At 72.2% G+C, this 26,860-nt stretch carries 16 protein-coding genes and 1 pseudogene; 9 read left to right on the top strand and 8 right to left on the bottom strand.

Going from position 1 to position 26,860, the window contains the following annotated elements; translation table 11 throughout:
• Nucleotides 1–77: 77 nt before the first annotated feature.
• Nucleotides 78–605, top strand: a complete 528-nt coding sequence (locus IEZ05_RS31045) for a hypothetical protein (RefSeq protein ID WP_189233620.1) — start codon at nucleotides 78–80, stop codon at nucleotides 603–605.
• 65 nt (nucleotides 606–670) lie between these two features.
• Here IEZ05_RS31045 and IEZ05_RS31050 read toward each other — a convergent pair whose 3' ends face one another.
• Nucleotides 671–1,108, bottom strand: a complete 438-nt coding sequence (locus tag IEZ05_RS31050) for a DUF3592 domain-containing protein (protein WP_189233621.1) — start codon at nucleotides 1,106–1,108, stop codon at nucleotides 671–673.
• A gap of 198 nt (nucleotides 1,109–1,306) precedes the next feature.
• Complete coding sequence (locus tag IEZ05_RS31055) at nucleotides 1,307–4,357, bottom strand: glycosyl hydrolase (protein ID WP_229869936.1); 3,051 nt, start codon at nucleotides 4,355–4,357, stop codon at nucleotides 1,307–1,309.
• A 368-nt stretch (nucleotides 4,358–4,725) separates the two neighbouring features.
• Between IEZ05_RS31055 and IEZ05_RS31060 the strand changes: the two genes are divergently transcribed.
• The 3 genes from IEZ05_RS31060 (at nucleotide 4,726) to IEZ05_RS31070 (ending at nucleotide 14,167) form a co-directional block, all read left to right on the top strand.
• A complete protein-coding gene (locus IEZ05_RS31060; protein WP_189233643.1) occupies nucleotides 4,726–7,311 on the top strand; it encodes a glycoside hydrolase family 127 protein in 2,586 nt (861 codons plus the stop codon).
• A 135-nt stretch (nucleotides 7,312–7,446) separates the two neighbouring features.
• The gene (locus IEZ05_RS36870) at nucleotides 7,447–10,857 is read left to right on the top strand and encodes a glycosylhydrolase-like jelly roll fold domain-containing protein (protein ID WP_189233622.1); all 3,411 of its coding nucleotides are present in this window, start codon (nucleotides 7,447–7,449) and stop codon (nucleotides 10,855–10,857) included.
• Between the two features lie 43 nt (nucleotides 10,858–10,900).
• The gene (locus IEZ05_RS31070) at nucleotides 10,901–14,167 is read left to right on the top strand and encodes a family 78 glycoside hydrolase catalytic domain (protein ID WP_189233623.1); all 3,267 of its coding nucleotides are present in this window, start codon (nucleotides 10,901–10,903) and stop codon (nucleotides 14,165–14,167) included.
• A 66-nt stretch (nucleotides 14,168–14,233) separates the two neighbouring features.
• On the opposite strand, the gene IEZ05_RS31075 is transcribed toward IEZ05_RS31070, so the two are convergent.
• From IEZ05_RS31075 to IEZ05_RS31100, 6 genes are all read right to left on the bottom strand, one after another.
• A complete protein-coding gene (locus IEZ05_RS31075; RefSeq protein ID WP_189233624.1) occupies nucleotides 14,234–15,262 on the bottom strand; it encodes a LacI family DNA-binding transcriptional regulator in 1,029 nt (342 codons plus the stop codon).
• Between the two features lie 80 nt (nucleotides 15,263–15,342).
• Nucleotides 15,343–15,663, bottom strand: a complete 321-nt coding sequence (locus tag IEZ05_RS31080) for an L-rhamnose mutarotase (protein ID WP_189233625.1) — start codon at nucleotides 15,661–15,663, stop codon at nucleotides 15,343–15,345.
• A 78-nt stretch (nucleotides 15,664–15,741) separates the two neighbouring features.
• Nucleotides 15,742–16,827 (bottom strand): rhamnose ABC transporter substrate-binding protein, encoded by a 1,086-nt coding sequence (gene rhaS, locus IEZ05_RS31085; RefSeq protein ID WP_189233626.1) that lies wholly within the window; start codon nucleotides 16,825–16,827, stop codon nucleotides 15,742–15,744.
• A gap of 76 nt (nucleotides 16,828–16,903) precedes the next feature.
• The gene (locus IEZ05_RS31090) at nucleotides 16,904–17,935 is read right to left on the bottom strand and encodes an ABC transporter permease (RefSeq protein ID WP_189233627.1); all 1,032 of its coding nucleotides are present in this window, start codon (nucleotides 17,933–17,935) and stop codon (nucleotides 16,904–16,906) included.
• Nucleotides 17,928–18,983, bottom strand: coding sequence for an ABC transporter permease (locus IEZ05_RS31095; protein ID WP_189233628.1), 1,056 nt, complete (start codon nucleotides 18,981–18,983; stop codon nucleotides 17,928–17,930). The genes IEZ05_RS31090 and IEZ05_RS31095 overlap by 8 nt, the downstream gene beginning before the upstream one ends.
• Nucleotides 18,980–20,509: a sugar ABC transporter ATP-binding protein gene (locus tag IEZ05_RS31100; RefSeq protein WP_189233629.1), complete on the bottom strand. Its 1,530-nt coding sequence runs from the start codon at nucleotides 20,507–20,509 to the stop codon at nucleotides 18,980–18,982. Before IEZ05_RS31100 ends, IEZ05_RS31095 begins: the two co-directional genes overlap by 4 nt.
• Before the next feature lie 359 nt (nucleotides 20,510–20,868).
• Between IEZ05_RS31100 and rhaI the strand changes: the two genes are divergently transcribed.
• From rhaI to IEZ05_RS31125, 5 genes and pseudogenes are all read left to right on the top strand, one after another.
• Entirely contained in the window at nucleotides 20,869–22,035 is a 1,167-nt protein-coding gene (gene rhaI, locus IEZ05_RS31105; protein ID WP_189233630.1) for an L-rhamnose isomerase, read from the top strand.
• Nucleotides 22,036–22,100: 65 nt separating this feature from the next.
• Nucleotides 22,101–24,146, top strand: a complete 2,046-nt coding sequence (locus IEZ05_RS31110) for a bifunctional aldolase/short-chain dehydrogenase (RefSeq protein WP_189233631.1) — start codon at nucleotides 22,101–22,103, stop codon at nucleotides 24,144–24,146.
• Nucleotides 24,147–24,306: 160 nt separating this feature from the next.
• Entirely contained in the window at nucleotides 24,307–25,815 is a 1,509-nt protein-coding gene (locus IEZ05_RS31115; protein ID WP_229869938.1) for a rhamnulokinase, read from the top strand.
• The gene (locus IEZ05_RS31120; RefSeq protein ID WP_189233633.1) at nucleotides 25,806–26,561 is read left to right on the top strand and encodes a (Fe-S)-binding protein; all 756 of its coding nucleotides are present in this window, start codon (nucleotides 25,806–25,808) and stop codon (nucleotides 26,559–26,561) included. The genes IEZ05_RS31115 and IEZ05_RS31120 overlap by 10 nt, the downstream gene beginning before the upstream one ends.
• Nucleotides 26,558–26,860: pseudogene (locus IEZ05_RS31125) on the top strand (lactate utilization protein); the annotation flags it as partial. The gene IEZ05_RS31120 and the pseudogene IEZ05_RS31125, both read left to right, overlap by 4 nt.

Raw genomic sequence — 26,860 nt, forward strand, 5'->3', positions numbered from 1 at the left:
GCGCGTTGCGGAAGAGTCCTGATCATTCTGATGTGAGACCCGGTGGCGGTGCCGTCGCGGGGAGAAGTGAGCAACGCATGGCCATGGTGGGCCTGTTCTGGATCGCCGAGGGCGACGTGTACGTGGGCGCGAAGCCGTCCGGCCTGGCGCCCGGGGTACGTCTGACACCCCAGGGCGTGGTGGCGCTCGGCGAGCGGCAGTCCGGCGTCCACCTGTGGGAGGACGTGCGCGCCCTGACGGTGGCGGACGTTCCGGTGAAGTCCCTCGTGCGGCAGGCCGGCGTGCTCAAGGACCTCGCCGTGACGATGGTGGTGAATCTGGCCATGCCCATGGGGCCGGACCGGACGGACGAGGCCCCGGCGCTGATGACGCTGCGCGTCTCGTCGCCCGACGCCGACCACGAGCTGTCGGTCTACGCGGCCGCGGCCGTCGGCTACTCGCCGACCGAGGTCGAGCTCTCCCGCGCCCTGCTGTCGCGCCTCACCGAGGGCGCCGCGACGATGGAGACCACCCTGGCGGCGATGTCGGAGTGGGGCCGCGCGTCGGAGGGCGGGACCCCGCGGAGCGCGGAGCGGGAGAGGCTGCTGCGGAGTTGGGCGGGCTAGGACGGGACCCTCCGAGAGGCGTCAGCCCGCGGCGGACGTCCCGTGCCCGCGTGAGCCGCGCGGCATCAGCTCAGCGCCGCGGACAGGCTCACCCACTGGTACACCAGGAAGATCGCGCACCCGGCCAGGACCAGCAGCCAGAACGTCATGGCCGCCGCGTCCTTGCCGGGCTGCGGTTCGACCGCGGTGGCCCGCTCCGGATCCTGCGCGGAGTAGTAGACGGGGACCGTGTCACCCTCGGCCCGGTCGCGCGGGCCGCCGCTCTCCTGGAAGCGGACCGCGCGGCCGTCCCGGGTGGTGTAGTCGTACTCGTGCCACTGCACGCGCCGGGCCACGTTGTTGACCATCTGGGTCGTGGCCCAGGTGCGCACCACCCGCGCAGGCGCGCTCAGTCCGCTCTCCCAGGCCTCGCGCCGCTGCCGCGTCCGGCGGACCAGCGCGACCGCGGACCAGACCATGGCGGCCAGCAGCACCACCATGGTGATGTGGAACAGTGCGTTCATGGCGGTGGGTACCCCCGTACTCGTCGTCAGGCATCGCATCCGCCGGACAACCGTGTGCTGGTGGCCGTGCCGGCGCAGGCGGACCCTACCCGAGCGGCGTCCGGCCCGTGACGCCGCCCCGGCACTGACGGACCCCCGGCGCCGTCCTGGGCCACCGGCCACCGCCTGCGCGGCGCCTCGCACCGCGCGGGGTGTGCGTCAAGCCCCGACGACTGCCCTGCCGTACGGAACGAGCCGCACCGGGCCGACGAGACCGTAGTTCTGCCTCTTGGCGACCCCGAACACCGGCGCGTCGGCGACCCGCAGGCGGTTGAGCAGGGAGGTGGCGACCTCCACCTCGATGGTGTTGGTGCCGCGACGCAGGTACGGGCCCACGTCCACCACCGGCGTCAGCTGGTCGGCGGGCGGCAGGGCGCGCCCGTTGACCGTGACCCGGTAGGTGTCGAACACCTCGCCCAGTTCCAGCCGGGCACCGTGACCGCCGCTCCAGGCGGCCCCCAGCTTCACCGTGGTGCGGTACCGGCCCACGCCCGACGCATCGGCCAGCTCCGGGATCTCGGGCCAGGGCTTGAGCCCGTCGAGCTCGACAGTGCGCCGGGTCCTGGTCGTGCTGGACGCGGTGGCGCCCGGTGTCCAGTCCTCGGCGGTCAGGGACCAGCGGGTGAGCGCCATCGGCTCGGCGACCTTCTCGATGGTCGCGCTGACGGTGGCCCCGCTCTGCAGGACGGTGGCGTAGGTGCCCGGACGTGTGTCGCGGATCTCCAGCCGGCCGCCCTCGGCACGACGGACCTCGGCCGCCTCGCTGGACGTCGCGTTCCAGCGGGGTGCGGGGCCGGGGATCCACTTGCCGGGACGGGCCGTCGCGATGATCGTCGTGGCTCCCGGTTCCAGGGTGATGCGGAGCCGGAAGCGTCCGTCGTCGAGCCGGGTGTAGAGGGCGAGCGGTTCGATCGTGCCGGTCCAGGCGTCCAGCACGTAGGGGACGGCGTCCGGCCTGCGCGGGGTGAGCGTCACGTCGTGACTGATGAGCGTGCCGGTCGAGTTCTTCTTGCTGACCGAGTCGTTGGCGAAGAAGTAGTAGTCGGCCTCCGTGTCGGCCCGGTGGGCGTGCAGCAGCATCGAGGACTGCGCGTACTCGACGTCGCGCTTCAGGCCGAGCGCGGCGATGCCCTGGGGCACGTCGGGGCGGTCGGGCACGTTGGAGACGCTGGGCTGCGCCAGCAGTTCGGCGATCAGTTCCAGCAGACGCTCGTTGTCGCCCGTCTTCGGCAGCCCGGGTACGTGCCCGTCCTTCCAGTCCCCGATGACGATGACCGGAAGGCCCTTCCTGGCGTAGCCGACGAGCTTCTCTGCGACGTCCAGTTGCAGCGTGTGCTCGCGGTTGATCATGACGTCGCCGTCGACGAGCAGCGCCTTGAAGGCGGGGCCGTCCGGGGCGAACCGGCCGTCGCGCACCAGGGCGCCGGGCAGCGAGAGCAGGCGCGGGCTGAGGAAGAGGTGGGTCCAGCCGGCCGGTATGCCGTCGGCGCTGAACCAGGACGCGCCGAGCCCGGAACCGGCGTAGCCCTTCTGCCAGAGCACGCCGATGTCGGCCTTGTTGACGCCGGTCTGCAGGACCTGCTGGGTCCGGCTCAGGTATCCGGCGATATCGGGCACATGACGCCACGTGGGCTGGCGGGGGCCCCAGGCCTCGCCGTAGCCGGCGCCGCCGTTGTACGGCGAGAAGGCCGCGAAGCCGGGCCACGCCGCACCCGGGGCGTCGGCGTACGCGAAGCCGTGGAACACGGCCTGGTTCACCCCGGCCGCGTACTGGGTGACGAGCTTGCGGAGGGTGGCGTCCCAGGTGGTCGCGTAGGCGCCGCCCGCCGTGCCGCCCGCCTCGTTGGACAGCACCAGCTTGCCGCCCATGTCCCGGCCGCCGGCCAGGCAGCGGAAGTCGTCGAGGTTCTTGAACCCGAGCGACTCGCCCTCGGGCACGTCCAGCAGCGCGGCCTTGTACATCGCGTCGGTCTGCAGGCCGTAGGGCTGGACGCGCAGGTGCAGGCCGAGGCCGTGCGCCCACTTCCGCACCGGGAGCAGGTGGTTCTCGACGTACAGCTCGGTGACCACTTCCATGTAGTCCCGGCGGACGGCCTTGTTGGTGGCGTCGTCGAACGCGAAGGCGTACTTCTCCTTCGTCTGCAGGAGTGCGGGCAGATACGGGGCGAGCGAGTAGCCCATGCGGCGTTCGAACTCGGCCATGATGCCGGGCGTCCACAGCGTCGCGTGCGTCTCGATCTCGAGGGAGTCCTCGAACAGCGCGCCCCCGGTCTCCCGCAGCAGCCTGCGCATGCGCGGGGTGAGGATGCGGCTCTCCCAGAAGTCGATGACGGCCCGCGTCCCGGCCTCGCTGAAGTGGTCGACGACATAACTCGATGGGGTGGTGTGGGCCGGGCCCTCGGGGCGCTGGCCGGAGCCGCGTTCGTAACAGGCGATGACGAGCCAGGTCCCGTCGTCGGGCGCGGTCCACTCCAGCCGTCCGCCCTCGACGCGGGAGGCGAGATCGGTGACCGAGTCCTTCTCCAGCCGGGTGGGGAAGGCGGTGGGCGAGGTGCCGGCGACCACGCGGACGGCCTGCACGGACCGCACCTTCCGGGCCGTCGCGGCGGAGTCGGGGGCGGTCACCGGCTCGGGGAGCGGGCCCGCGAAGGCGGTTCCCCCGGGGACGACGGCGACGCCGTGCGCCAGCTCCTTGATCGCGGCGTTGCCGTCGGGCGTAATGCCGGGGACGGCGGCCGGCCAGGCCGGGCCGATGGAGAGGTCCACGAGGATGCCGCGCTTCTTCGCCTGACCCAGGGCCGTCTCGACCGCGTCGGCCCATGCAGGGGTACCCCAGCCGTAGCGGGACGGGTCGATCGGCTCGGAGACGCTGTGGGTGACCGCCGCGATCTCCACGCCGCCGAAGCCCGCGTCGGCGATCCGGTCGATCTCCCGCCTGATCTCGTCCGCGTCGACCAGCGCGTCCGGCCACCACCAGCGGAACTTGGGACGCACCGGCGCCGCGGGGGAGGAGAACGAACGGGCGAACGCGCCGCCGGGCCTGGCCGTCGTGGCGCCCGCCGGTGTCGGTCCGCCCGCCGCGGCGGCGGCCGAGGCGGTCCCCGCCGACAGGGCCGCCGCGGTCCCGGCCGCCGCCGTCATCTTGAGCAGAGTCCGCCGCCGCAGACTGTCGTGCTCGAAGGTCTCTTCCTGCCCAGGTCTGTGTCTCATCGCGCCTCGTTTGAACGTTTTAATGGCCTGGCTGGAACATACGCAGCCCGATGTGCGGCCGCAAGGGTTCGGCGGAGACGGATCGTCCGACAGTTCGCCCGCGCCGCCGACAGGGCCCGTTACCAGCAAGTACCGTGCGAGTGCGGGCCGGTTGCGGGCAGCCGTCGACTCCGGCGGGGCTGTCGTAACCCTTGACTCCCCCGAGGGCTCCGCCTACTTTGCCGTTCGGCTGAGAAAAACGTTTCAACGTACGTTGCGGAGCCGGCTGCCCCAGGAGCGTCGCCTCCCGCCGCCCCGTGCACGCATCGGCCCGTCACCGAGTGGTTCGTCCCTCCCCGAAGGAGCCCGGCTTGTCCGCGCGACCCCATGTGCCCAGCCCCGAGGTGCCCAGCCCCACCCGTCGCCGTGTCCTGACCGTCACGGCCGCCGCCGCGGTGGCCACGCTGCCCGGGACGGCCGCCGAGGCATCCGCCGCCGTCCCGGACACCGGTTCGCCGGCCGTTGCCGGCGCCGGACCGGCCGCGGAGGCCGTCCGGCCGGCGCTGGACCCGTTCCCGCTGTCCGCGGTCCGGCTCCTCGAGAGCCCGTTCCTCGCCAACATGCGGCGCACCTGCGCCTACTTGCTGTACGTCGACCCGGACCGGCTGCTGCACACGTTCCGGCTGAACGTCCGACTGCCGTCGACCGCGGAGCCGTGCGGCGGCTGGGAGGCCCCGGACGTCCTGCTGCGCGGCCACAGCACCGGCCACCTGCTGTCCGCCCTCGCCCAGGCGTACGCCAACACGGGCGACGACGTCTACGCCGAGAAGGCCCGCCACCTGGTGGCGGCGCTCGCCGAGTGCCAGGCGCACGCGCCCGCCGCCGGCTACCGCCCGGGCTACCTCTCCGCCTTCCCGGAGGACGTCTTCGACCAGCTCGAAGCAGGGGGCAAGCCCTGGGCGCCCTACTACACGCTGCACAAGATCATGGCCGGGCTGCTCGACCAGTACCTGCTCAGCGGCAACGAGCAGGCCATGACCGTGCTGACGGGCATGGCGGCCTGGGTGGACTCCCGCACGGCGCCCCTGTCCCACGACCGCATGCAGTCCCTGCTCCGGGTCGAGTTCGGCGGCATGAACGAGGTGCTGACGAACCTGTACCTGGAGACCGGCGACCCCGCGCACCTGCGGACCGCGCGACGCTTCGACCACGAGGAGCTGTACGAGCCGCTGGCCGCGGGCCGTGACGAACTCGCGGGGCGGCACGCCAACACCGAGATCCCCAAGATCGTGGGCGCGGCGCGGAGTTACCGCGCGACGGGGGAGCGGCGCTACCTGGACATCGCGGCCCACTTCTGGGAGACGGTCGTCCGGCACCACTCGTACGCCATCGGCGGCAACTCCAACCAGGAGTTCTTCGGTCCGCCCGGCGAGATCGTCAGCCGGCTGTCCGAGGACACCTGCGAGAACTGCAACAGCTACAACATGCTCAAGCTCGGCAGGCAGCTCTTCCTGTACGACCCCACGACCACCGCGTACATGGACCACTACGAGTGGACCCTCTACAACCAGATGCTCGGCGAGCAGGACCCCGACTCCGAGCACGGCTTCGTCACCTACTACACGGGCCTGTGGGCCGGTTCGCGACGCCGGCCCAAGGGCGGGCTCGGTGCCGCGCCGGGCAGCTACAGCAGCGACTACGACAACTTCTCCTGCGACCACGGCACGGGCATGGAGACCCACACCAAGTTCGCCGACAGCATCTACTTCCGCTCCGCCGGAGGGGACCGGACGCTGTACGTGAACCTGTTCATCCCCTCCGAGGTGACCTGGCGGCAAACGGGGGTGACGCTTCGTCAGGAAACCGGTCATCCGGAGACCGACCGCACCCGGCTCACCGTCACCGGCGGTGACGCGCGCTTCACCCTGAAGGTCCGGGTCCCCGCCTGGCTCGCCGACAGCGGCGGCCGGGCCGCGGTACGCCTCAACGGTCACGCACTCGGGGCGCCCGTCCGCCCGGGCCGGTACGTCACGATCGAGCGCCACTGGCGACGCGGCGACACGGTGGAACTGACCTTCCCGCGCGAGCCCGTCTGGCGGCCGGCCCCCGACAACCCGCAGGTCCGGTCCCTGTCCTACGGACCCGTGGTGCTCGCCGGCGCCTACGGCTCGACCGCCCTCGCGACCCTCCCCGGCATCCGGACCGAGTCCCTGCGGCCGGTGGCGGGCGTCCCCCTGGAGTTCACCGCCGTGGCCGACGGCCGTGAGGTGCCGTTGCGGCCCTTCCACAAGGTCCACCACCAGAACTACACCGTCTACTGGGCCGTCACGCCGCGCCAGGGCCGCGAACGGGACATCGCCCGCTACCCGCTCGACGAGGGCAGCGGCACCACGGTCGCCGACAGCACCGGTACCTTCCCCGGCGCGGCACTGACCGGCGGCGCCGGCTGGACCACGGACGGCACACGCACCGCGGTGCTCCTGGACGGAACGAACGGTCACGTCACGCTCCCCGAGGGACTCCCCGCCGGACTGACCGAACTGACGGTCGCCGTGCGCGTCCGCATCGACTCGCTCGCCAACTCCGCACGCGTCTTCGACCTCGGCTACCACAAGAGCACCTACCTGTACCTCACGCCCCGCACCGGCGCCGGCCGGGCCCGCGCCGCGCTGAAGATCTCCGGCATGGAGGGCGAGGACGTGATCGACGCCGCCGGGCCCCTGCCGCAGGGCCGGTGGATCCACGTCGCCCTCACCCTGGCGGGCGGCACCGGCATCCTGTACGTCGACGGAGCCGAGGCCGGCCGCAACGCCGCCGTGGTCACCAGCCCGCTGCTGCTCGGCGCCAGTACGCGCAACTACCTGGGCCGTTCGCAGAACTCCACGCATCCCTACCTGCACGGCGCGATCGCCGACTTCCGCCTGCACAACCGTGCCCTGACGGCCGCCGAGGTGGCCGCACTTGCCGCCGGCTGACGGCACCCCCCGGGACACACACGGACCACCGCACACCCACGCCCGCCCGGGCCCGAGGACCCGGGCGCCCACGTGCCCGGTGCCGCACGGCACGGGCGCGCCCCCCCGACATCCCCCTGAACGAGGGAGTTCCCCATGTCCGAATCCGACCTGACCAGACGCCGGTTCGTCGTGGCCGCCGGAACCGCAGGAGCCGTCTTCGCCGTCGGCCTGCCCGGCGCCGCCGCCACCGCCCGCGCCGCGCAGCCGGCGGCCGCCGCCGGAGTCGCCCGCACGTCCGGTTTCGCCCCCGAGGACTTCGCCGACCCCCGCCGGGACAGCCGGCCGACGGTCTACTGGTACTGGAACGGGCCCGTCACCCCCGAACTGGTCGAGACCCAGATGGCCGACCTCCGCGACAAGGGCATGTTCGAGGTCATCCTCTTCCCCTTCGACAACGCCGAGATGCAGCCGGTGTTCTTCAGCGAGGACTGGTTCGCGATCGTCGGCCACGTCCTGCGGGTCGCCGAGCGCACCGGCATGCGGGTCTGGCTGTTCAACGACGACCACTTCCCGAGCGGCCGGGCCGACGAGTACATCGTCACCGGCGGCACCGTCGGCTCCCGCACCTACGCACCCCGGCCGGACCTGAGGCTCAAGGCACTGTGGCGGTCCACCACCGTCGTCGAGGGGCCCGCCTCCGCCGAGCTCACCGCCACCACCGGGGTGGGCGTCGACACCGGCCGCCTGGTCGCCGACGCCGACGTCCTCGGCGGAGTCGCCGTACTGAGCGCGGGCGCGGGCTGGACCGACTGCACCGTCACCGGCAGCGCCAAGGCCGAGCACGGCGCCGCCGGGCTCGTCGTCCGCGCCTCGGCGAGCGGAACCGACGGCTACGCCGTGGAGTTCGACCAGACCGGCGTCGTCACCGTCCTGCGCCTGGCCGACGGCGCGGCGCCGGAGGAACTCGCGCGCAGCAGCCGCACCGACGGCTTCAACAAGACCAAGTTCCACACCCTCGTCGTCACCGTCCGCGGCGACGCCGTGGCCGTCACCCTCGACGGCAAGGACAAGGGCACCGTCACCGACACCGCCCGCACCACCGGCAGCGTGGGCGTGCGGGCCGTCGACGGGCAGCGCGCCCTGTGGGAGAGCCTGACCGTCACCGCCCCCGACGGCACCACCCTGTACGAGCAGACCTACGGCGACCCGGCCGCCGCCGGCGACTTCCCGGCCCGCCCGCGGCCCGAGGGCACCGCCGCACCCGTCGCCGCCGTCGCCCGCCCCGTCGGCGCCACCGGCACGGACCGCCTCGTGGAACTGACCGCGGACCTGACGGCCGGACGCACCTGGAAGGTCCCCGCCGGCCGCTGGCAGATCGACGTCTTCGGCGGCAGCCCCCTCATCGACGACAGCCAGGGCTACAGCCGCAGCTACGTCGACCTGCTCGACGACGAACCCGTCGACCTGTTCCTCGACATGGTCCCGGGGGAGTACCACCGCCGCTTCGGCCGCTACTTCGGCAACGTCATGCCGGGCTTCTGGGACGACGAACCCTACTTCGCCTCCGCCGAGGCCCACTTCAAGCGCCTGCCCTGGTCGCCGACGCTGCACGACGCGCTGCACGCCGTCGGCGTCGAACCGGGCACCGCGTACGCCTCGGCCTTCGACGACCTCGGCCGCGACGGCCGCATCGCCCGCGGACGCTACTGGCAGGCCGTCTCCGACCGTTTCGCCGTGTACTTCGAGAAGCAGTCCCGTTGGTACGAGAAGCGGAACGTCGCCCTCATCACCAACCCGCTGTACGACGAGACATCGCCCTCCAAGCGCATCGCCTCCACCGGCGACCTGCACAAGGTCCACCAGTGGGCGCAGATCCCCGGCGGCGACATCATCACCGCCGAGTACGTGGCCGGCGAACCCACGATGATCCCGCGCAACCCCGTCAGCGTCGCCCACCAGATGGGCCGCGACCGCGCCCTGCTGGAGGCTTTCGGCAACATGGGCTGGCAGGTCGCACCCGACTTCGCCCGCGCCCTCGTCGGCGCGAACGCCGCCCGCGGCATCAACCTCACCGTGCTGCACGCGCTGTGGACCGACGAGACCCGGGTGTACTTCCCCCCGCCGTTCGGCCCGCGCGCCCCCTGGTGGTGGGCCATGGAACCGCTCGCCGACTGGATCGGCCGCGTGATGGAGGCCGTCCGCGGCACGTCCGCCGCACGGACCGCGCTCGTCCAGCCGCAGCGGGCGGCCGAGCAGTGGCGTGGCACCGACCGGCAGGGCGCCGTCGACAGCGCGCTCGGCGACGTCGCGTACGCCCTGGAGGCCGCCCAGGTCGACTTCGACCTCGTGCACGAGGGGGCACTGAGCGGCGACCGCGGCCTCCTCGCCCACGCCACCACCCGCGGCGGCCGGCTCACCGTCGGCGAGGCCCGCTACGACCTGGCCGTCCTGCCGCCGACCCCGACGCTCGACGCCGCCGCCGTGAAGACACTCACGGCCTTCGTCCGCGGCGGCGGCACCGTCGTCGCCGTCGGCGAACTGCCCGGGGACGAGGCGAACGGCGGCGACCGCGGCCTGGAACGCGCGCTGTCCGCGTTGTTCGGCGAGCAGCTGCCCGGCAGCCGCCGCACCGGCGCCGGCACGGCCGTACGCGTCGCCGACGTGACCGGCCTGCGGGAGGCGGCGCACGCGGCCGGCGTCGCCGCCGCCGTGCTCGAACCGCCCGCCGAAGCGGTCCGCATCCTGCGCACCACCCGCGGCAAGGACATCGCGTTCCTCGTCAACAACGAGAGCGGACAGGCCGTCGAGACGGTCGCCGCACTCCCGGCCACCGGCGTCCCGGAGCTGTGGGACCCCGCCACCGGCATCGCCCGGCCCGCACCCGTGTACCGCCGCGACCGGGGGAGGGGCGGCCTGCGGGTACCGCTGCGCCTGCGCCCCTACGAGACCCTCGCGATCGTCGTCCGCGCCGCCACCCGACCCGGCGCCCACCTCACCGACGCCGCCCTGCCCGTGGAGGACGTCACCGCCAGGAAGGACACGCTGCACGTCACCGCCGTCGCCGACGCGCCCGGCAGCTACCCCCTGGCGGGCACCGACGACCGGCACACCTACCGCGGCACCGCCGAGGTCACCGACCCGCTGCACGCCGTGGACCTGGGCGGCGACTGGACGCTGACCCTGGACAAGGGTGGTGCCACGCCCGTCACCCGCTCTCTGGGCAGCTGGACCGACCTCGACCCGCTGTTCTCCGGCAGCGGCACCTACACCACCACCTGCGACCTGGACCGGGACACCCTCGACGGGCGCGGCTTCAACCTCGACCTGGGCACCGTCCGGGAAGTCGCCGGGGTGACCGTCAACGGCACCGAGCTGCCGCCGCTGCTGTGGAGCCCCTACACCGCCGACGTCACAGACGTCCTGCGGACCGGCCGCAACACGATCACCGTCCGCGTCTCCAACACCCTCTCCAACGAACGCAAGAAGCCGCTGCCCTCGGGCCTGCTCGGCCCCGTGACCCTGCGGCCCTACCGCCGCGTCACGGCCGTCCTGAACCGTGTCTGACCCGGCAGCGTCCGCCCCGCCCCGCACCCGCAAGGAGCACCCCATGAGCAGAGCGCTCGCCCGGCGCGCCCACCGGCGCCCCGCCCTCCTCGTCGCCTCCGGCCTCACCGCACTCGTCACGGTGCTGCCCACGGCCGTCACCGCGGACGCCGGGCCCCCCGCCCGCATCGCGCCGGCCGAGCTGCGCACCCAGCACCTCGCGCAGGCCCTGGGCATCGACGACACCACCCCCTACCTGAGCTGGAACATCACCAGCCGGGCGGCGGGCGTCGTGCAGTCCGCGTACCGGGTGCAGGTGGCCGGCTCCCTGAGCAGGCTCAGACAGGGCAAGCCGGACCTGTGGGACTCCGGCAGAGTCCGCTCCGGCGTCCCGCAGACCACCTACGCCGGCAAGGAACTCGGCTCCCGCACCCGCGTCTACTGGCGGGTCATGCTCTGGTCCGCCGACACCGGCCGCGCCTCCGGGTGGAGCGAACCCGCCGCGTTCGAGACGGGCCTGACGAAGCGGCAGGACTGGGACGCGGACTGGATCACCCACCCCGACTGGCAGCTGAGCAAGCGCACCGTCGAGCCCGTCGTCGTCGACCTGCCGCGCACCACGGCCCGTTACGTCCGCCTCGACGTCACCCGGCTCGGCCTGCCGCTCGCTGACGACTTCCCCGCCGAGTCCTGGCGCCTCCAGCTCGGCGAGATCGACGTACGCGACTCCGCGAGCGCGACCACCGGCCTCGCCAAGGGCGCCGCCGTGACCGCGTCGGAGACCAGCACCGTCCGCAAGACCTGGGAACCCGCCCTCGCCGTGGACGGACTGCCCAACAGCGCCCTGCAGACGGCCGCCGGCTACTCCAGCCCGCCGCACACCGGCCCCGACGTCTCCGACGCGCCGGTCGTGCTCACCCTGGACCTCAAGTCGGCCAAGAGCTTCGACCAGATCGCCCTGTACCCGCGCGCCGACGTCCTCACCGACGACGGCCGGGTGCCGAACTTCCCCGTCGACTACACCGTCTCCACCGGCGACGCGCCCACCGGCCCGTTCACCGAGGCCGCGCGGGTCACCGGACAGCAGCCGCCCACGCCGTACCTGCCCGCCGGACTGCCGCTGTTCACCAAGGACTTCACCCTGCCGAAGAGCGTGCGCAGCGCACGGCTGTACGTGTCCGGCCTCGGCATCCACGACGCGAGCATCAACGGTGAGCCGGTCGGCGACGCCGTCCTCGAACCCGCCAACACCGACTACGCCGAGCGCCTCCAGTACGCCACCTACGACGTCACCGACCGGCTGCGTTCCGGCCGCAACACCCTCGGCATCGAGCTGGGCAACGGCATGTCCAACGTCGTCAGCACCGCCGACCGCTACCGCAAGCTGTACGGCAACCTGAGCGACCCGAAACTCGTCGCCCAGCTGGAGATCACGCTCGCCGACGGCACCGTGCGCCGCATCGCCAGCGGCGGCGACTGGCGCACCACCCTCGGCGCGACCACCTCCTCCAACTGGTACGGCGGCGAGGACTACGACGCCCGCCGCGCGATCCCGGACTGGAACAAGCCCGGCCAGGACCGGGGCGCCTGGAAGGCGGCGGCCACCGTGTCCGGCCCCGGCACGGCCACCGACCCCGCCGTCCTCAGCGCCCGTGAGACCGAACCCGTCCGCGTGATCGAGACGCTCACCGGCAAGGAGGCCGAGGGCGCGGCCGAGGGCAGCCGGATCTTCGACCTGGGCCGCAACATCGCCGGCTGGCCGGAGATCACCGTCACCGCCCCGGCCGGCACCGACATCCGCATCCTTCCCGCGGAGAGCCTCAAGGACGGCCACGCCTTCCAGTCCATCAGCAACGTCGGCGGCCCGCTGTGGGACACCTACACCACCCGCGGCGACGGCTCGGAGACCTGGCATCCCAAGTTCAGCTACCACGGCTTCCGCTACCTGGAACTCAAGGGCCTGCCCGAGAACGCGACCGTCGCCGTGCGCGGCAAGGTCCTGCACACCGACAACGCCTCCTCGGGCGACTTCACCAGCTCGAACCAACTCGTCAACGGCATCCACTCGATCATCCGCCGGTCGATCGAGGGCAACATGATGAGCGTCCTCACCGACTGCCCGAGCCGCGAGAAGCTCGGCTGGCTCGAGCAGAACCAGCTGCTCTTCCCCGTCCTCACCGGCAACTACGACATGGAGGCGTACTTCCGCAAGCTCGTGCGCGACATGTCCGACGCCCAGACCGGGGACGGCCTGATCCCGAGCACCGTCCCCGAGTACACGAACCTGCCGGGCGGCTACCGCAACGACGCCAACTGGGGCGGCGCCTTCGTCCTCGTGCCCTGGCAGCTCTACACCACCTACGGCGACCGCGACACGCTCACCACGTACTACCCGCAGATGCAGCGGTACGCGGCGTTCCTGGAGCAGCAGGTGAAGGACGGCATCCTCGACTACGGCCTCGGCGACTGGTTCACCCCCGACCGGACCTTCCCGCGCGCCGTGGCCGGCACCTACGGCTACTGGCGGGTCGTCGACGCCCTGAGCCGTATCGCCGGCGTCCTCGGGGACGAGGACGGCGCGGCCTCCTACCGGGCCAAGGCCGACGCCAGTGCCGAGGCCCTGACCGCCAAGTACTACGACCGGGCGACCGGCACCTTCGGCGGCGGCGGCCACGGCGCCGAGGCGCTCGCGCTGGACATGGGTGCCGTCCCGGCCGGTGAGCGCGAGCGGCTGCTCGGCCACTTCGTCACCAGCGTGGAGCAGGCCGACCACCACCTGGTGCTGGGCGAGATCTCCCTGCCGGCCGCCTTCCGCGTGCTCTCCGCGGCCGGCCGTGACGACGTCATCCACGCGATCGCCACGCAGACCACCAGCCCGAGCTACGGCTACCAGGTCCTGCACGGCAACACCACGCTCGGCGAGTCCTGGGACGGCGGCCCCGGCCAGTCCCAGAACCACTTCATGCTCGGCGCCATCGACGCCTGGTTCACCGACCGGGTCGCCGGCATCGAACAGGCCCCCGGTTCCATCGGCTACCGCAAGCTGCTGATCGACCCGGCCGTCGTCGGCGACCTCACCTCCGCGTCCGGCTCCTACCGCACGCCGTACGGCACCGTCGGCACCGACTGGAAGCGCGACGGCGACCGCTACCGGCTGCGGCTGAGCGTGCCCGCCGGCAGCACCGCCGAGGTCCATGTGCCGTTCACCGGGGGACGCGTCGCCGCCCCCGACGGAGCGAAGCCGCTGCGGACCGAGCAGGGCGAGGCCGTCTACGAGGTCGGCTCGGGCGACTGGACGTTCACCTCGGTGTACGCGGCCGACGGCTCCTGAACGAGCGGCAGCGGTGGCGTCGTGCGACGCCACCGCCGCCGGGCTGTGCGCGTGCGGCGCACGGTGTCAGCGGGTCGGCAGGCTGGAACCGCGGACGACGAGCTCGGGCTGGAGGACCACGTGCTGGTGCCGGTGCTCGTCCGCCCGGTCACCGGCCTCCTGGAGAAGCAGGCCCGCCGCCATCGCGCCCATGGCACGGGCGGGCTGACGCACGGACGTCAACGGGACGGTCGCCGCGGCGGCGAACTCGATGTCGTCGTACCCGACGATGGCCATGTCGTCCGGGACCTTGACGCCGGCCGTGTACATGAACTGGAGCACGCCGAGCGCCAGCAGGTCGTTGGCGCAGAAGACCGCGGTGGGCCGCGCCGCCAGACCCAGCAGCCTGGCACCCGCGTCCCGGCCGGCGGCCACGTCGAGGCGCTCGGTGGGCAGTTCCTGCAACGCCGTGGGGGGCAGACCGGCCTCGCCGACGGCGTTCAAGGCCCCCGTCCGGCGGTCCTGCACCTGCTTCAGATGGGGCGGCCCGCTGACGAAGGCGATGGTGCGGTGCCCGGCACCCGTGAGATGCCGGACCGCCATGGCGCCGCCGGCGATGTCGTCGACCGAGACGGAGCAGCCCTCCTCGTCCCCCGCCACCCGGTCAACGAGCACGTAGGGGATGCCGTGCCGGCGGAAGTCGCCCAGGCTCCGCCCACTGGGATCGGCGGGCGTGACCAGCACCCCGCGGACCCGCTGTTCGGCGAAGAGGTCGAGATACTCGGCCTCCTTCCGCGCGCTCTGCGCGCTGTTGCACAGCGTGACGGCGAGGCCCGCGTCCCGGGCCGTGCGCTCCGCTCCCTGCGCCAGGTCGACGAAAAACGGGTTGCCCATGTCCAGGACGAGCACCGCCATGACCCGGCTGCGGCCCGCCCGCAGCTGCCGGGCGGACTCGCTGCGCACATAGCCCAGACGCGCGATCACCTGCTCCACATGACGCCGCGTCCGCTGCGAGACGCGGCTGGGCTGGTTGAGCACATTGGACACCGTGCCGACCGAGACACCCGCCTCCCGTGCCACGTCCTTGATGCCGACCACCGGCGTGGAGTGCGTCATGTGTGTTGTCTCCTGCTGTTCTCTCCCCGCCGTCGAACCGGTGCGGGGAAGCGTTCGTCCTGCGGGGCCGGGACGCCGGCTCACGCCAGGTGGAAGACCTCGGTGAGAGGGCGCATGGCGGCATCGGGCGCCCGCCCGTCGAGTTCCTCGAAGAACTCCGCCATCTCGGCCTGCCAGCGGGCGTTCACCTCGGTCGCGTCCATGGCCGCGCGGGCCGCCTCGAAGTCGTCGGTCTCGAGATAGCCGACGAGCAGGCCGTCCTCCCGCAGGAAGAGGGAGTAGTTGCGCCAGCCGGCCTGGGTGAGGGCGGCGCGCATGTCCGCCCACACGTCACGGTGGCGTTCACGGTACTCGGCGGCCTTCTCGGCGCGGACCTTCAACAGAAAACAGACGCGTTGCATCGGATCACCTTGCTGCCGACGGTGGGGCCCCGGCGCTCGCCGGGGCCCCACCGCAGTCGTCACGGAAGTCGCTGCGGATCAGAAGTCGTACTGGTCGATGTTGGCCTTGTCGAAGACGGTCGGCTCGCCCGGCGAGACGACGCCGTCCTCGCCCAGGGTGAAGCTCCCCAGGTCGCCGGCCTTGAACGTCTCGCCCTTCTGGCCGGTGATCTGTCCGGACTCCAGGGCGACGGCGGCGTGCGCGGCGAGCGCGCCGAGCTTGGCCGGCTCCCACAGCTCGAACGCCTCGACGGTGCCGTTCTTGACGTAGGCGCGCATGTCGTTCGGGGTGCCGAGACCGGTGAGCTTGACCTTGCCCTTGTACTTGGAGCCGGACAGGTACTGGGCGGCGGCCTTGATGCCCACGGTGGTCGGGGAGATGATCCCCTTCAGGTTCGGGTACTCCTGGAGCAGGCCCTGGGTCTGCTGGAACGACTTCTGGGCGTCGTCGTCACCGTAGGCGACCTTGACCAGCTTGATGTCCTTGTAGGCGGGCTTCTTCAGCTCCTGCTTCATGACGTCGATCCAGGCGTTCTGGTTCGTCGCGGTCTGCGCGGCGGACAGGATCGCGATCTCGCCCTTGCCACCGATCTGCTGGGACAGCAGCTCGACCTGCGTACGTCCGAGGTCCTCGGTGGAGGCCGGGGAGACGAACACCTGGCGGCAGTCCTTGTTGGTGTCGGAGTCGTAGGTGACGACGCTGACACCGCCCCGCATGGCCTGCTTGAGCGCGGTGCACAGGGCGCCGGGGTCCTGCGCGGAGACGGCCATGGCGTCGACCTGCTGCTGGGTCAGCGTGTTGACGTAGCTGACCTGACCGGCGGTGTCGGTGCCGCTGCTGGTGCCGACTTCCTTGTAGCTGGAGCCCAGTTCGTCCAGGGCCTTCTTGCCGCCGGAGTCGGCGGTGGTGAAGTAGGGGTTGTTGACCTGCTTGGGCAGGAACGCGACGGTGAGGCCCTTCTTGGTCGCCGCGTTGGGGTCGGCCTTGCCGACCGCCGCGCTGCCGCCGTCCTCGGACGCGTCGTCCTTGGTGGTGCCGCCGCAGGCGGTGGCGCCGAGAGCGAGGGCGGTGACGGTGGCGAGGGCGAGGGAGAGGCGACGTGGTCTGGCGGTGGTGCCGAACATGAGGTGTTCCTTTACCTGTGCGGGCGGGGGAGTGGACGGCGGGCCGGAGGGGTTCCGGGACGCGAGGACAGCAGGGCTATGAGGACGGGGCCGTCACCGGTGGGGAGGCGGCCGTCCGCCCCCTGGCGCGGGCCTGGGAGATCTGCCGGCCGATCCGCGGAGCCAGCACGGAGACGACGAGCAGCACGCCGGTGGCGACGGTCTGGGACTGGGCGGTGACGTTCAGCAGGCTCATGACGTTCTGCATCGTGCCGAGCAGGAACACACCGGCGACGGCGCCGCCGAGCGTGCCCTTGCCGCCGTCGAAGTCGATGCCGCCGAGCAGCACCGCGGCGATCACGGACAGTTCCAGGCCCGTCGCGTTGTCGTAGCGGGCGCTGGCGTAGTGCAGCGTCCAGAACACGCCGGTCAGGGCGGATACCACGCCCGTGGACACGAACATGGCCAGCTTCAGCCGCTTGACCCGGACACCGGCGAAGCGGGCGGCCTCCTCGGAGGAGCCGACGGCGAACAGCGAGCGGCCGAAGCGCGTGGCGTGCAGCAGGACGACCGCGATCGCCAGCAGCACGACGAACGGCACGGCGGCGTACGGGAGGAAGGTGTCACCGAACCGGCCGGCCCCGAAGTCCAGGTACTGGGCCGGGAAGTCGGTCACCGAGTCGGACCCGAGCACGATCTGCGCGATGCCCCGGTAGGCGCCCAGCGTGCCGATGGTGACGGCCAGCGACGGCAGTCCGAGCCGGGTCACGAGCAGCCCGTTGACCAGGCCGCACACCACGCCGAGCAGCACGCACAGCGGGATGATCGTCTCGATCGCCATGCCCGCGTTCCACAGCGCCCCCATCACGGCGCTGGAGAGGCCGGCGGTGGAAGCCACCGAGAGGTCCACCTCGCCGGACACCACGAGCATCGCCATCGGCAGCGCGATCAGCGCGATGGGCAGGGTGTTGCCGATCAGGAAGGACACGTTGAGGGCGTTGCCGAAGTTCTCGACGAAGGAGAACGAGCAGATCAGCAGGACGACCAGCAGGAGGCCGACCGAGGTGTCCCAGCGCACCGCCCCGCCGAGGCGGGAGAGCGCGGGGGACTTGGCGGTGGTGTCAGGCATGACGGGCACTCCTCGTCTGTGCGGCCTTCTTGCGCAGCGCCCCGGCGACCCGCAGCGCCAGGACCCGGTCGACGGCGATGGCGAGCAGCAGCAGGAAGCCGTTGATGGCGGTGACCCAGACCGAGCTGACGCCCAGGGCCGGGAGCACACCGTTGATGGAGGTCAGCAGCACCGCGCCGAGCGCGGCGCCGTAGACGGTGCCCGAGCCGCCGGTGAAGGCGACGCCGCCGACGACCACGGCGCTGACCACCATGAGCTCGTAGCCGCTGCCGGTGTTGGAGTCGACGTTGCCGAACCTGGCGAGGTAGAGCGCGCCGGCCAGTCCGGCGAGCGCGCCGCACACCACGTAGGCCGTCATGACGCGGGCCCGGACGGGGACACCGGCGAGCCGGGCGGCCTCCGGGTTGGACCCCAGGGCGTACATGTCGCGGCCACTGCGGTAGCTGCGGAGGTAGTAGGCGACGACGACCAGCACGGCGACGGTGAGCAGGGCGAGGTAGGGCACCACGGAGATGCCGTCGTGGCCGAAGTCGACGAAGCCGCCGGGCAGGTCGCTCGCGGTGATCTGGCGGGAGCCGACCCAGATCGAGTCGATGCCGCGGACGATGTACAGGGTGCCCAGGGTCACCACCAGCGCCGGCACCTTGCCGAGGCTCACCAGCGCACCGTTGACGACGCCGAACAGCGCGCCGATCGCCACCGCGATCAGCACCGCGACGAGTGCGCTGCCGCCGTCCTGGAGGTAGAGGCCCGCGGCGAAGGCGGAGATGCCCAGCACCGAGCCGACCGACAGGTCGACGTTGCGGGTGATCACCACCATCGCCTGGCCGATCGCGACCAGCACCAGGATGGTCGCGTTCAGCAGCAGGTCCTTGATGCCCTGCTGCGACAGGAACTCGCCGTTGGACAGCTGGGTGGCGCCGAGCATGACCACCAGTACGGCGATCACGGCCAGTTCACGGGCCTTGAATATCTTGTCCATGAGCCGCCGCGCGGCGACGGACTCGGGTGCGACGTCCTGGCGCACCGGCTCGACGGTCGTGGTCATGCCGCCTTCCTCCCTCGGTCGGCGCGCCCGGTCGCGGCTGCCATCACGGTTTCCTCGGTGGCCTCGGCCCGGGGGATGTCGGCGGTCAGCCGGCCCTCGTGCATCACCAGGACCCGGTCGGCCATGCCGAGGATCTCCGGCAGGTCGGAGGAGATCATCAGGACGGCCACGCCGTCGGCGGCGAGCGAGGACAGCAGGCGGTGCACCTCGGCCTTGGTCCCGACGTCGATGCCGCGGGTCGGCTCGTCGACGATCAGCACCTGGGGTGCCGTGGCGAGCCACTTGGCGAGGACGACCTTCTGCTGGTTGCCGCCCGAGAGCGTGCCGACGACGTCGGCCAGCCGGGCGTACTTGACCTGGAGCCTGGTCGCCCAGTCCACGGCGCGGCTGCGTTCGGCCCGGCGGTTCATCAGCCCGGCACGGGAGGTGGCCGCGAAGCCGGTGAGGCCGATGTTCCGCTCGATGGACATGTCCATCACCAGGCCCTGGGCGCGGCGGTCCTCGGGCACCAGGGCGATGCCCGCGGCCATGGCGAGACTGGGCGCCCCCGGCGGGAGCTTCCGGCCGAGCACCTCGACCTCGCCGCCGTCGAAGCGGTCGATGCCGAACACGGCCCGGGCCACCTCGCTGCGGCCCGCCCCGACCAGTCCGGCCAGGCCGAGGATCTCGCCGCGGCGGACGTCGAAGGAGACGTCGGTGAACACCCCCTCGCGCGTCAGCCGGCGCACGCTGAGGGCGACCTCGCCGATCCGGGTCTCCTGCTTGGGGTAGAGCTCCTCGAGATCGCGGCCGACCATGCGCCGCACCAGGCCGTCCTCATCGAGGTCGGAGAGGGGCTCGCTGGCGATCCAGGCACCGTCCCGCAGCGTGGTGACCCGCTGGCACAGCTCGAAGATCTCCTCCAGGCGGTGCGAGATGAACAGCACCGCCGATCCCTGCTCGCGCAGTGTCTTGACCACGCCGAACAGCCGGGCCACCTCGCTGCCGGTGAGGGCCGCCGTCGGCTCGTCCATGATCAGCACGCGGGCGTCGAAGGACAGGGCCTTGGCGATCTCCACGAGCTGCTGGTCGGCGATGGAGAGACCGCGCGCCGGCTGGTCGGGGTCGAGAGCGACGCCGAGGCGGGCGAAGAGGTCGGAGGCGGCCCGCTTGACCGCGCGGTGGTCCACCCGGCCCAGGGCGCGGCGCGGCTGCCGCCCGATGAAGATGTTCTCCGCCACGGACAGGTCGGGGAAGAGTGTCGGCTCCTGGTAGATCACGGCGATCCCCGCGTCGCGGGCGTCGGCCGGGCTGTGGAAGTCCACCGGCTTGCCGTCGAGGAGGACCGTGCCGGTGTCCGGACGGTGCACGCCTGCGAGAGTCTTGATCAGGGTGGACTTGCCGGCGCCGTTCTCGCCCGCCAGGGCGTGGGCCTCGCCCGCGTGGAGTCGCAGCGAGACGCCGCGCAGGGCCCGGACGGCGCCGAAGGATTTACTCACTCCCTCCAGGGCGAGCACCGGAGTGGTCTCCGGTTCGGGATGAGTCATGGGTTCTCTCCAGTACGTGTGCCGGGGGAACCCCGCTGTGAAATGTTTCAACGGGGTTGCCCGGAAGCTAGCTTCAGCCTGTCCGGAACGTCAAGGGTCTGAGCGTCCCCCAGTCGCGAGAAGTTGCGGACCGGGTCGACGGGGGCGCCTGGAAGCCCCAATGAACTGCGCAGTCACCCGCTGTCGGGCCGGTTGTGGCGCTGTGCGCCCGTGTTCCGGCAACAGAGTCGCCCAAGCTCTCCGCGACCCCTTGACGGCGTTCTGGTCACGGGCTAGTTTCAGCGGCGTCCTGAATCGATTCACACACCGGGTCCTGCACATGCCCCACGACGGGGCAACTTGCGTATTCAGAGGTGGACATGCCTGACATCACTGCCGTGAAAACCGCACTCGCCCACCAGCGGGTCGAGACGCCTTCCTGGGGCTACGGCAACTCCGGAACGCGTTTCAAGGTGTTCGCGCAGCCCGGCGTGCCGCGCACACCTCGCGAAAAACTCGACGACGCGGCCAAGGTGCACGAGTTCACCGGCATCACCCCCCGGGTGGCGTTGCACATCCCCTGGGACAAGGTGGACGACTACGCGGCGCTCGCCGCCCACGCGAAGGACCGCGGCCTGGAACTGGGCGCCATCAACGCCAACGTGTTCCAGGAGGACGACTACAAGCTCGGCAGTGTCTGCCACCCCGACGCCACGGTGCGGCGCAAGGCGCTCGCGCACCTCATGGAGTGCGTCGACATCATGGACGCCACCGGCTCACGCGATCTCAAGCTGTGGTTCGCCGACGGCACCAACTACCCCGGCCAGGACGACGTCGCCGCCCGCCAGGACCGCCTGGCCGAAGCCCTCCGGGCCGTCTACGAGCGCCTCGGCGACGACCAGCGGATCCTCCTGGAGTACAAGCTGTTCGAGCCCGCCTTCTACACGACCGACGTCCCCGACTGGGGCACGGCCTACGCGCACTGCCTCAAGCTCGGCGACCGCGCGCAGGTCGTCGTCGACACCGGCCACCACGCGCCCGGCACCAACATCGAGTTCATCGTGGCCCTCCTGCTGCGCGAGGGGAAGCTGGGAGGCTTCGACTTCAACTCCCGCTTCTACGCCGACGACGACCTGATGGTCGGCGCCGCCGACCCCTTCCAGCTCTTCCGGATCATGCACGAGGTCGTCAAGAACGGCGGGCTGGACCCCGCCGCCGGCGTCGCCTTCATGCTCGACCAGTGCCACAACATCGAGGCCAAGATCCCCGCCGTCATCCGCTCCGTGATGAACGTGCAGGAGGCCACCGCCAAGGCCCTGCTCGTCGACGCCGGGGCGCTGACCGCGGCGCAGGCCGAGGGCGACGTCCTGGCCGCCAACGCCGTGCTCATGGACGCCTACAACACCGACGTGCGTCCGCTGCTGGCCGAGGTCCGTGAGGAGCAGGGCCTGCACCCCGACCCGGTCGCCGCCTACCGCGCGAGCGGCTGGCAGGAGCGGATCGCCGCCGAGCGCGTGGGCGGCGAACAGGCCGGCTGGGGCGCGTAACCGTCCCCCGGAGTCCCTCGCGCCCCGCACCCCCGTCGTCATCCCACCCCGAAGGAAAGATCACCATGGCCTCCGCCATCCACCCCGAAGTCGCCGGGCTCCTGGCGCGCTCGCACCGGCTGGGCTCGGACCCCCGCAACACCAACTACGCCGGCGGCAACACGTCCGCCAAGGGCACCGCCACCGACCCGGTCACCGGCGGCGAGACGGAGCTGCTGTGGGTCAAGGGCTCCGGCGGGGACCTGGGCACCCTGAAGGCCGAGGGACTGGCCGCCCTGCGGCTCGACCGGCTGCACGCGCTGAAGGACGTCTACCCCGGCGTCGAGCGCGAGGACGAGATGGTTGCCGCGTTCGACTACTGCCTGCACGGCAAGGGCGGCGCCGCACCGTCCATCGACACCGCCATGCACGGCCTGGTCGACGCGGCCCACGTGGACCACCTGCACCCCGACTCCGGCATCGCGCTGGCCTGCGCGGCCGACGGGGAGAAGCTGACCGCCGAGTGCTTCGGCGACAAGGTCGTCTGGGTGCCGTGGCGGCGCCCCGGATTCCAGCTCGGCCTGGACATCGCCGCCGTCAAGGAGGCCAACCCGCAGGCCGTCGGCTGCGTCCTCGGCGGCCACGGCATCACCGCGTGGGGCGCCACCTCCGAGGAGTGCGAGGCCAACTCGCTCCACATCATCCGCACCGCCGAGGCCTTCCTCGCAGAGCGGGGCCGCCCCGAACCCTTCGGACCGGTGACCGACGGGTACGCACCCCTGCCCGACGAGGAGCGCCGCGCCCGCGCTGCCGCCCTCGCCCCGCACGTCCGCGCCCTCGCGTCCGCCGACCGCCCCCAGGTCGGCCACTTCACCGACGACGCGGTCGTGCTGGACTTCCTCTCCCGCGCCGAACACCCGCGCCTCGCGGCCCTCGGCACCTCCTGCCCCGACCACTTCCTGCGCACCAAGGTCCGCCCGCTGGTCCTGGACCTGCCGGCCGACGCCCCGCTGGAGCAGGCCGTCGCCCGCCTTCAGAAGCTGCACACCGAGTACCGCGCCGAGTACCGGGCCTACTACGAGCGGCACGCCGTCCCCGGCTCGCCCGCCATGCGCGGCGCCGACCCCGCCATCGTCCTCGTGCCCGGCGTGGGCATGTTCTCCTTCGGCAAGGACAAGCAGACCGCCCGGGTCGCCGGCGAGTTCTACGTCAACGCGATCAACGTGATGCGCGGTGCCGAGGCCGTCTCCTCCTACAGCCCCATCGAGGAGTCGGAGAAGTTCCGCATCGAGTACTGGGAGCTGGAGGAGGCCAAGCTGCGCCGGATGCCCGCGCCCAAGCCGCTGGCCACCCGCGTCGCCCTGGTCACCGGCGCCGGCTCGGGCATCGGCCGGGCCATCGCCCACCGGCTCGTCGCCGAGGGCGCCTGCGTGGTGGTCGCCGACCTCGACGCCACGAACGCCTCGGCCGTCGCCGAGGAACTCGGCGGCCCGGACAAGGCCGTGGCCGTCACCGTGGACGTCACCAGCGAGGAGCAGATCGCCGCCGCGTTCGCCGAGGCGGTCCTCGCCTTCGGAGGCGTCGACCTGGTCGTCAACAACGCCGGCATCTCCATCTCCAAGCCGCTGCTGGAGACCACGGCCAAGGACTGGGACCTCCAGCACGACATCATGGCCCGCGGCTCCTTCCTGGTCTCCCGCGAGGCCGCCCGCGTGATGACCGCCCAGAAGCTCGGCGGCGACATCATCTACATCGCCTCCAAGAACGGCGTCTTCGCGGGCCCCAACAACATCGCCTACGGCGCGACCAAGGCCGACCAGGCCCACCAGGTGCGCCTGCTGGCCGCCGAGCTCGGCGAGCACGGCATCCGCGTCAACGGCGTCAACCCCGACGGGGTCGTCCGCGGCTCCGGCATCTTCGCCGCCGGCTGGGGCGCCGAGCGGGCCGCCGTGTACGGCGTGGCGGAGGAGAAGCTGGGCGAGTTCTACGCCCAGCGCACGCTGCTCAAGCGCGAGGTCCTGCCCGAGCACGTGGCGAACGCGGTCTTCGCCCTCACCGGCGGCGACCTCACCCACACCACCGGGCTGCACATCCCGGTGGACGCGGGCGTCGCCGCGGCCTTCCTGCGCTGACCCCGCAGCAGCCCTGATGCCGGTGCGGCCCGCGCAGCGGCATCAGGGCGCACCACGGGCCGGCGGACCGGCCCCGTCTCTTCGCCCCCTGCCTTCTTCGTCTCCCCTTCTCCCTCCCCGTCCGACCACTCCTCGCCGCGCACAGCGGAGGTACCACCACGTGACCACCACCCCGGCCTCCTCGGCCTTCCCCTCGGCGTTCGCCGCGGTCGACCTCGGGGCCACCAGCGGACGGGTGATTCTCGGCCGTGTCGGACCGGACAACCTCGACCTGACCGAGGCCCACCGGTTCCCCAACACCCCCGTCCGCCTGCCCGACGGACTGCACTGGAACCTGCTCTCCCTCTTCCAGGGAGTCCTCGACGGACTGCGGGAAGCCGCCCGGGCCGGCTCGGTCGTCTCCATCGGCGTGGACACGTGGGCGGTGGACTACGGACTCCTCGACGCCGACGGCGTACTCCTCGGCACCCCGTACCACTACCGGGACAGCCGCACCGACGACGCCGCCGAACGGGTCCGGCACCACGTCGGCCCCGAGGAGCTGTACCGGATCACCGGGCTGCAGCACCTGCCGTTCAACACCGTCTTCCAGCTCGCCTCGGCCGCCGACAGCAGCCAGCTGCGTGCCGCGCGCACCCTGCTGCTGATCCCGGACCTGCTGGTCCACTGGCTGACCGGATCCATCGGCGCGGAGGTCACCAACGCGTCCACCACCGGGCTGTTCGACGCCCGCACCGGCACCTGGTCCGCCAAGCTCCTCGAGCGGCTCTCCGTCGACCCCGGCCTGCTGCCGCCGCTGCGCCGCCCCGGCGACCCGGCCGGCACCCTCCTGCCGCACGTCGCCGACCACACCGGCCTCGACGCGAGCACCCCGGTCGTCACCGTCGCCTCGCACGACACGGCCTCCGCCGTCGCCGCCGTCCCGGCCACCGAGCCGCACTTCGCCTACATCTCCTGCGGCACCTGGTCGCTGGCCGGACTCGAACTGGACGCCCCGGTCCTGACGGAGGCCTCCCGGGCCGCGAACTTCACCAACGAGCTGGGCGTGGACGGCACCGTCCGCTACCTCCGCAACATCATGGGCATGTGGCTGCTGGAGGAGTGCCGCCGGACCTGGGGCGCGCAGGGACTGCCCACGCACATCCCCGAACTCCTCGCCGAGGCCGCCCGCTGCCGCGCGTTCGGGGCGGTCATCGACCCGGACGACCCCGAGTTCCTCGCCCCCGGCGACATGCCGGAACGCATCCGGGACCACTGCCGCCGCACGGAGCAGCCGGTCCCCGACAGCCAGGGTGCCGTCGTCCGCTGCATCCTGGAGAGCCTCGCCCTGGCCCACCGCCGCACCCTGAGGCAGGCCGCCGAACTCGCCGGCCGCGACATCACCCACATCCACCTCGTCGGCGGCGGCTCCCGCAACGACCTGCTCTGCCAGCTCACCGCCGACGCCACCGGCCTGCCCGTCATCGCCGGGCCTACCGAGGCCACCGCCCTCGGCAACATCCTCGTCCAGGCCAGAGCGGCCGGGCTGGTGGCCGACCTTCCCGCGATGCGCCGGCTCGTCGCCTCCACCCAGCACCTCAGGCGCTACAGCCCCCGCGGCGACGGCGCCGCCTGGGACGCGGCAGCCGCCAGGCTCACCCCTGCCCGAACGGAACCCCGATGCGCGTAGCCCTCTTCGCCACCTGCGTCAACGACGCCCTCTACCCGTCCACGGCGATCGCCACCGTCAAGGTGCTCGAACGCCTCGGGATCGAGGTGGACTTCCCCGCCGACCAGACCTGCTGCGGCCAGCCGCAGTACAACACCGGTTACCGGCGCGCGACCGAACCCCTGGTGCGCCGCACGGCCCGCGCCTTCGACGGCTACGACCACGTCGTCACCCCCTCCGGCTCGTGCGTCGCCATGGTCCGCGACAACTACCCGCGGATCGGCGCCAAGGCGGCGGCCGAAGGACGCGGCCAGGAACTCGCCGGCGCCGCCGCGACCCTCGTGCCCCGCGTCCTCGAACTGACCGAGTTCCTCGTCGACGTGCTCGGGGTGACGGACGTGGGCGCGTACTACCCCCACACGGTGACGTACCACCCGTCGTGCCACGGACTGCGCATGCTCGGTCTCGGGGACCGGCCGCGCCGGCTGCTGCAAGCGGTCAAGGGACTGCAACTGATCGAACTGCCGGGCGCGGAGGAGTGCTGCGGCTTCGGCGGCACCTTCGCCGTGAAGAACGCCGACGTGTCCGCGGCGATGGGCGCGGACAAGGTGCGCAACGCCGAGTCGACGGGCGCGGAGGTGCTGTGCGGTGCCGACAACTCCTGTCTGATGCACATCGGCGGCATGCTGCGCCGCCGGGACGCGCCCCAACGGGCCCTGCACCTCGCGGAGATCCTGGCGAGCACGGAAGAGGAGCCGCTGCGATGAGTGGGACCTTCATGGGGATGCCGTCCTTTCCCGAGGCGGCGCGGGAGGCCGTGCGTGATGCGACGCTGCGGGGGAATCTGCGGCATGCGACGCGCACGATCCGGGACAAGCGGGCGCGGGCGGTGGCGGAGCTGGACGACTGGGCGGCGCTGCGGGAGGCCGGGAAGCGGATCAAGGACCACACGCTGCGCCATCTCGACCACTATCTGGTGCGGGTCGAGGAGGCGGTGACGGCGGCGGGCGGCACCGTCCACTGGGCCGCCGACGCGGCCGAGGCCAACGACATCGTGGCCCGGCTG

Origin of the sequence: Streptomyces flaveolus (assembly GCF_014648815.1) — a bacterium.
In the GTDB taxonomy this organism is placed as follows: Bacteria; Actinomycetota; Actinomycetes; order Streptomycetales; family Streptomycetaceae; genus Streptomyces; species Streptomyces flaveolus.

Bases quoted from the DNA above. Each gene is read 5' to 3' on its own strand.
- IEZ05_RS31110 (WP_189233631.1), top strand. From the start codon at position 22,101: ATGGCCTCCGCCATCCACCCCGAAGTCGCCGGGCTCCTGGCGCGCTCG.
- IEZ05_RS31095 (WP_189233628.1), bottom strand. From the start codon at position 18,983: ATGACCACGACCGTCGAGCCGGTGCGCCAGGACGTCGCACCCGAGTCC.
- rhaS (WP_189233626.1), bottom strand. From the start codon at position 16,827: ATGTTCGGCACCACCGCCAGACCACGTCGCCTCTCCCTCGCCCTCGCC.
- IEZ05_RS31050 (WP_189233621.1), bottom strand. From the start codon at position 1,108: ATGAACGCACTGTTCCACATCACCATGGTGGTGCTGCTGGCCGCCATG.
- IEZ05_RS31070 (WP_189233623.1), top strand. From the start codon at position 10,901: ATGAGCAGAGCGCTCGCCCGGCGCGCCCACCGGCGCCCCGCCCTCCTC.
- IEZ05_RS31100 (WP_189233629.1), bottom strand. From the start codon at position 20,509: ATGACTCATCCCGAACCGGAGACCACTCCGGTGCTCGCCCTGGAGGGA.
- IEZ05_RS31080 (WP_189233625.1), bottom strand. From the start codon at position 15,663: ATGCAACGCGTCTGTTTTCTGTTGAAGGTCCGCGCCGAGAAGGCCGCC.
- IEZ05_RS36870 (WP_189233622.1), top strand. From the start codon at position 7,447: ATGTCCGAATCCGACCTGACCAGACGCCGGTTCGTCGTGGCCGCCGGA.
- IEZ05_RS31075 (WP_189233624.1), bottom strand. From the start codon at position 15,262: ATGACGCACTCCACGCCGGTGGTCGGCATCAAGGACGTGGCACGGGAG.
- IEZ05_RS31120 (WP_189233633.1), top strand. From the start codon at position 25,806: ATGCGCGTAGCCCTCTTCGCCACCTGCGTCAACGACGCCCTCTACCCG.
- IEZ05_RS31045 (WP_189233620.1), top strand. From the start codon at position 78: ATGGCCATGGTGGGCCTGTTCTGGATCGCCGAGGGCGACGTGTACGTG.
- IEZ05_RS31055 (WP_229869936.1), bottom strand. From the start codon at position 4,357: ATGAGACACAGACCTGGGCAGGAAGAGACCTTCGAGCACGACAGTCTG.
- rhaI (WP_189233630.1), top strand. From the start codon at position 20,869: ATGCCTGACATCACTGCCGTGAAAACCGCACTCGCCCACCAGCGGGTC.
- IEZ05_RS31090 (WP_189233627.1), bottom strand. From the start codon at position 17,935: ATGCCTGACACCACCGCCAAGTCCCCCGCGCTCTCCCGCCTCGGCGGG.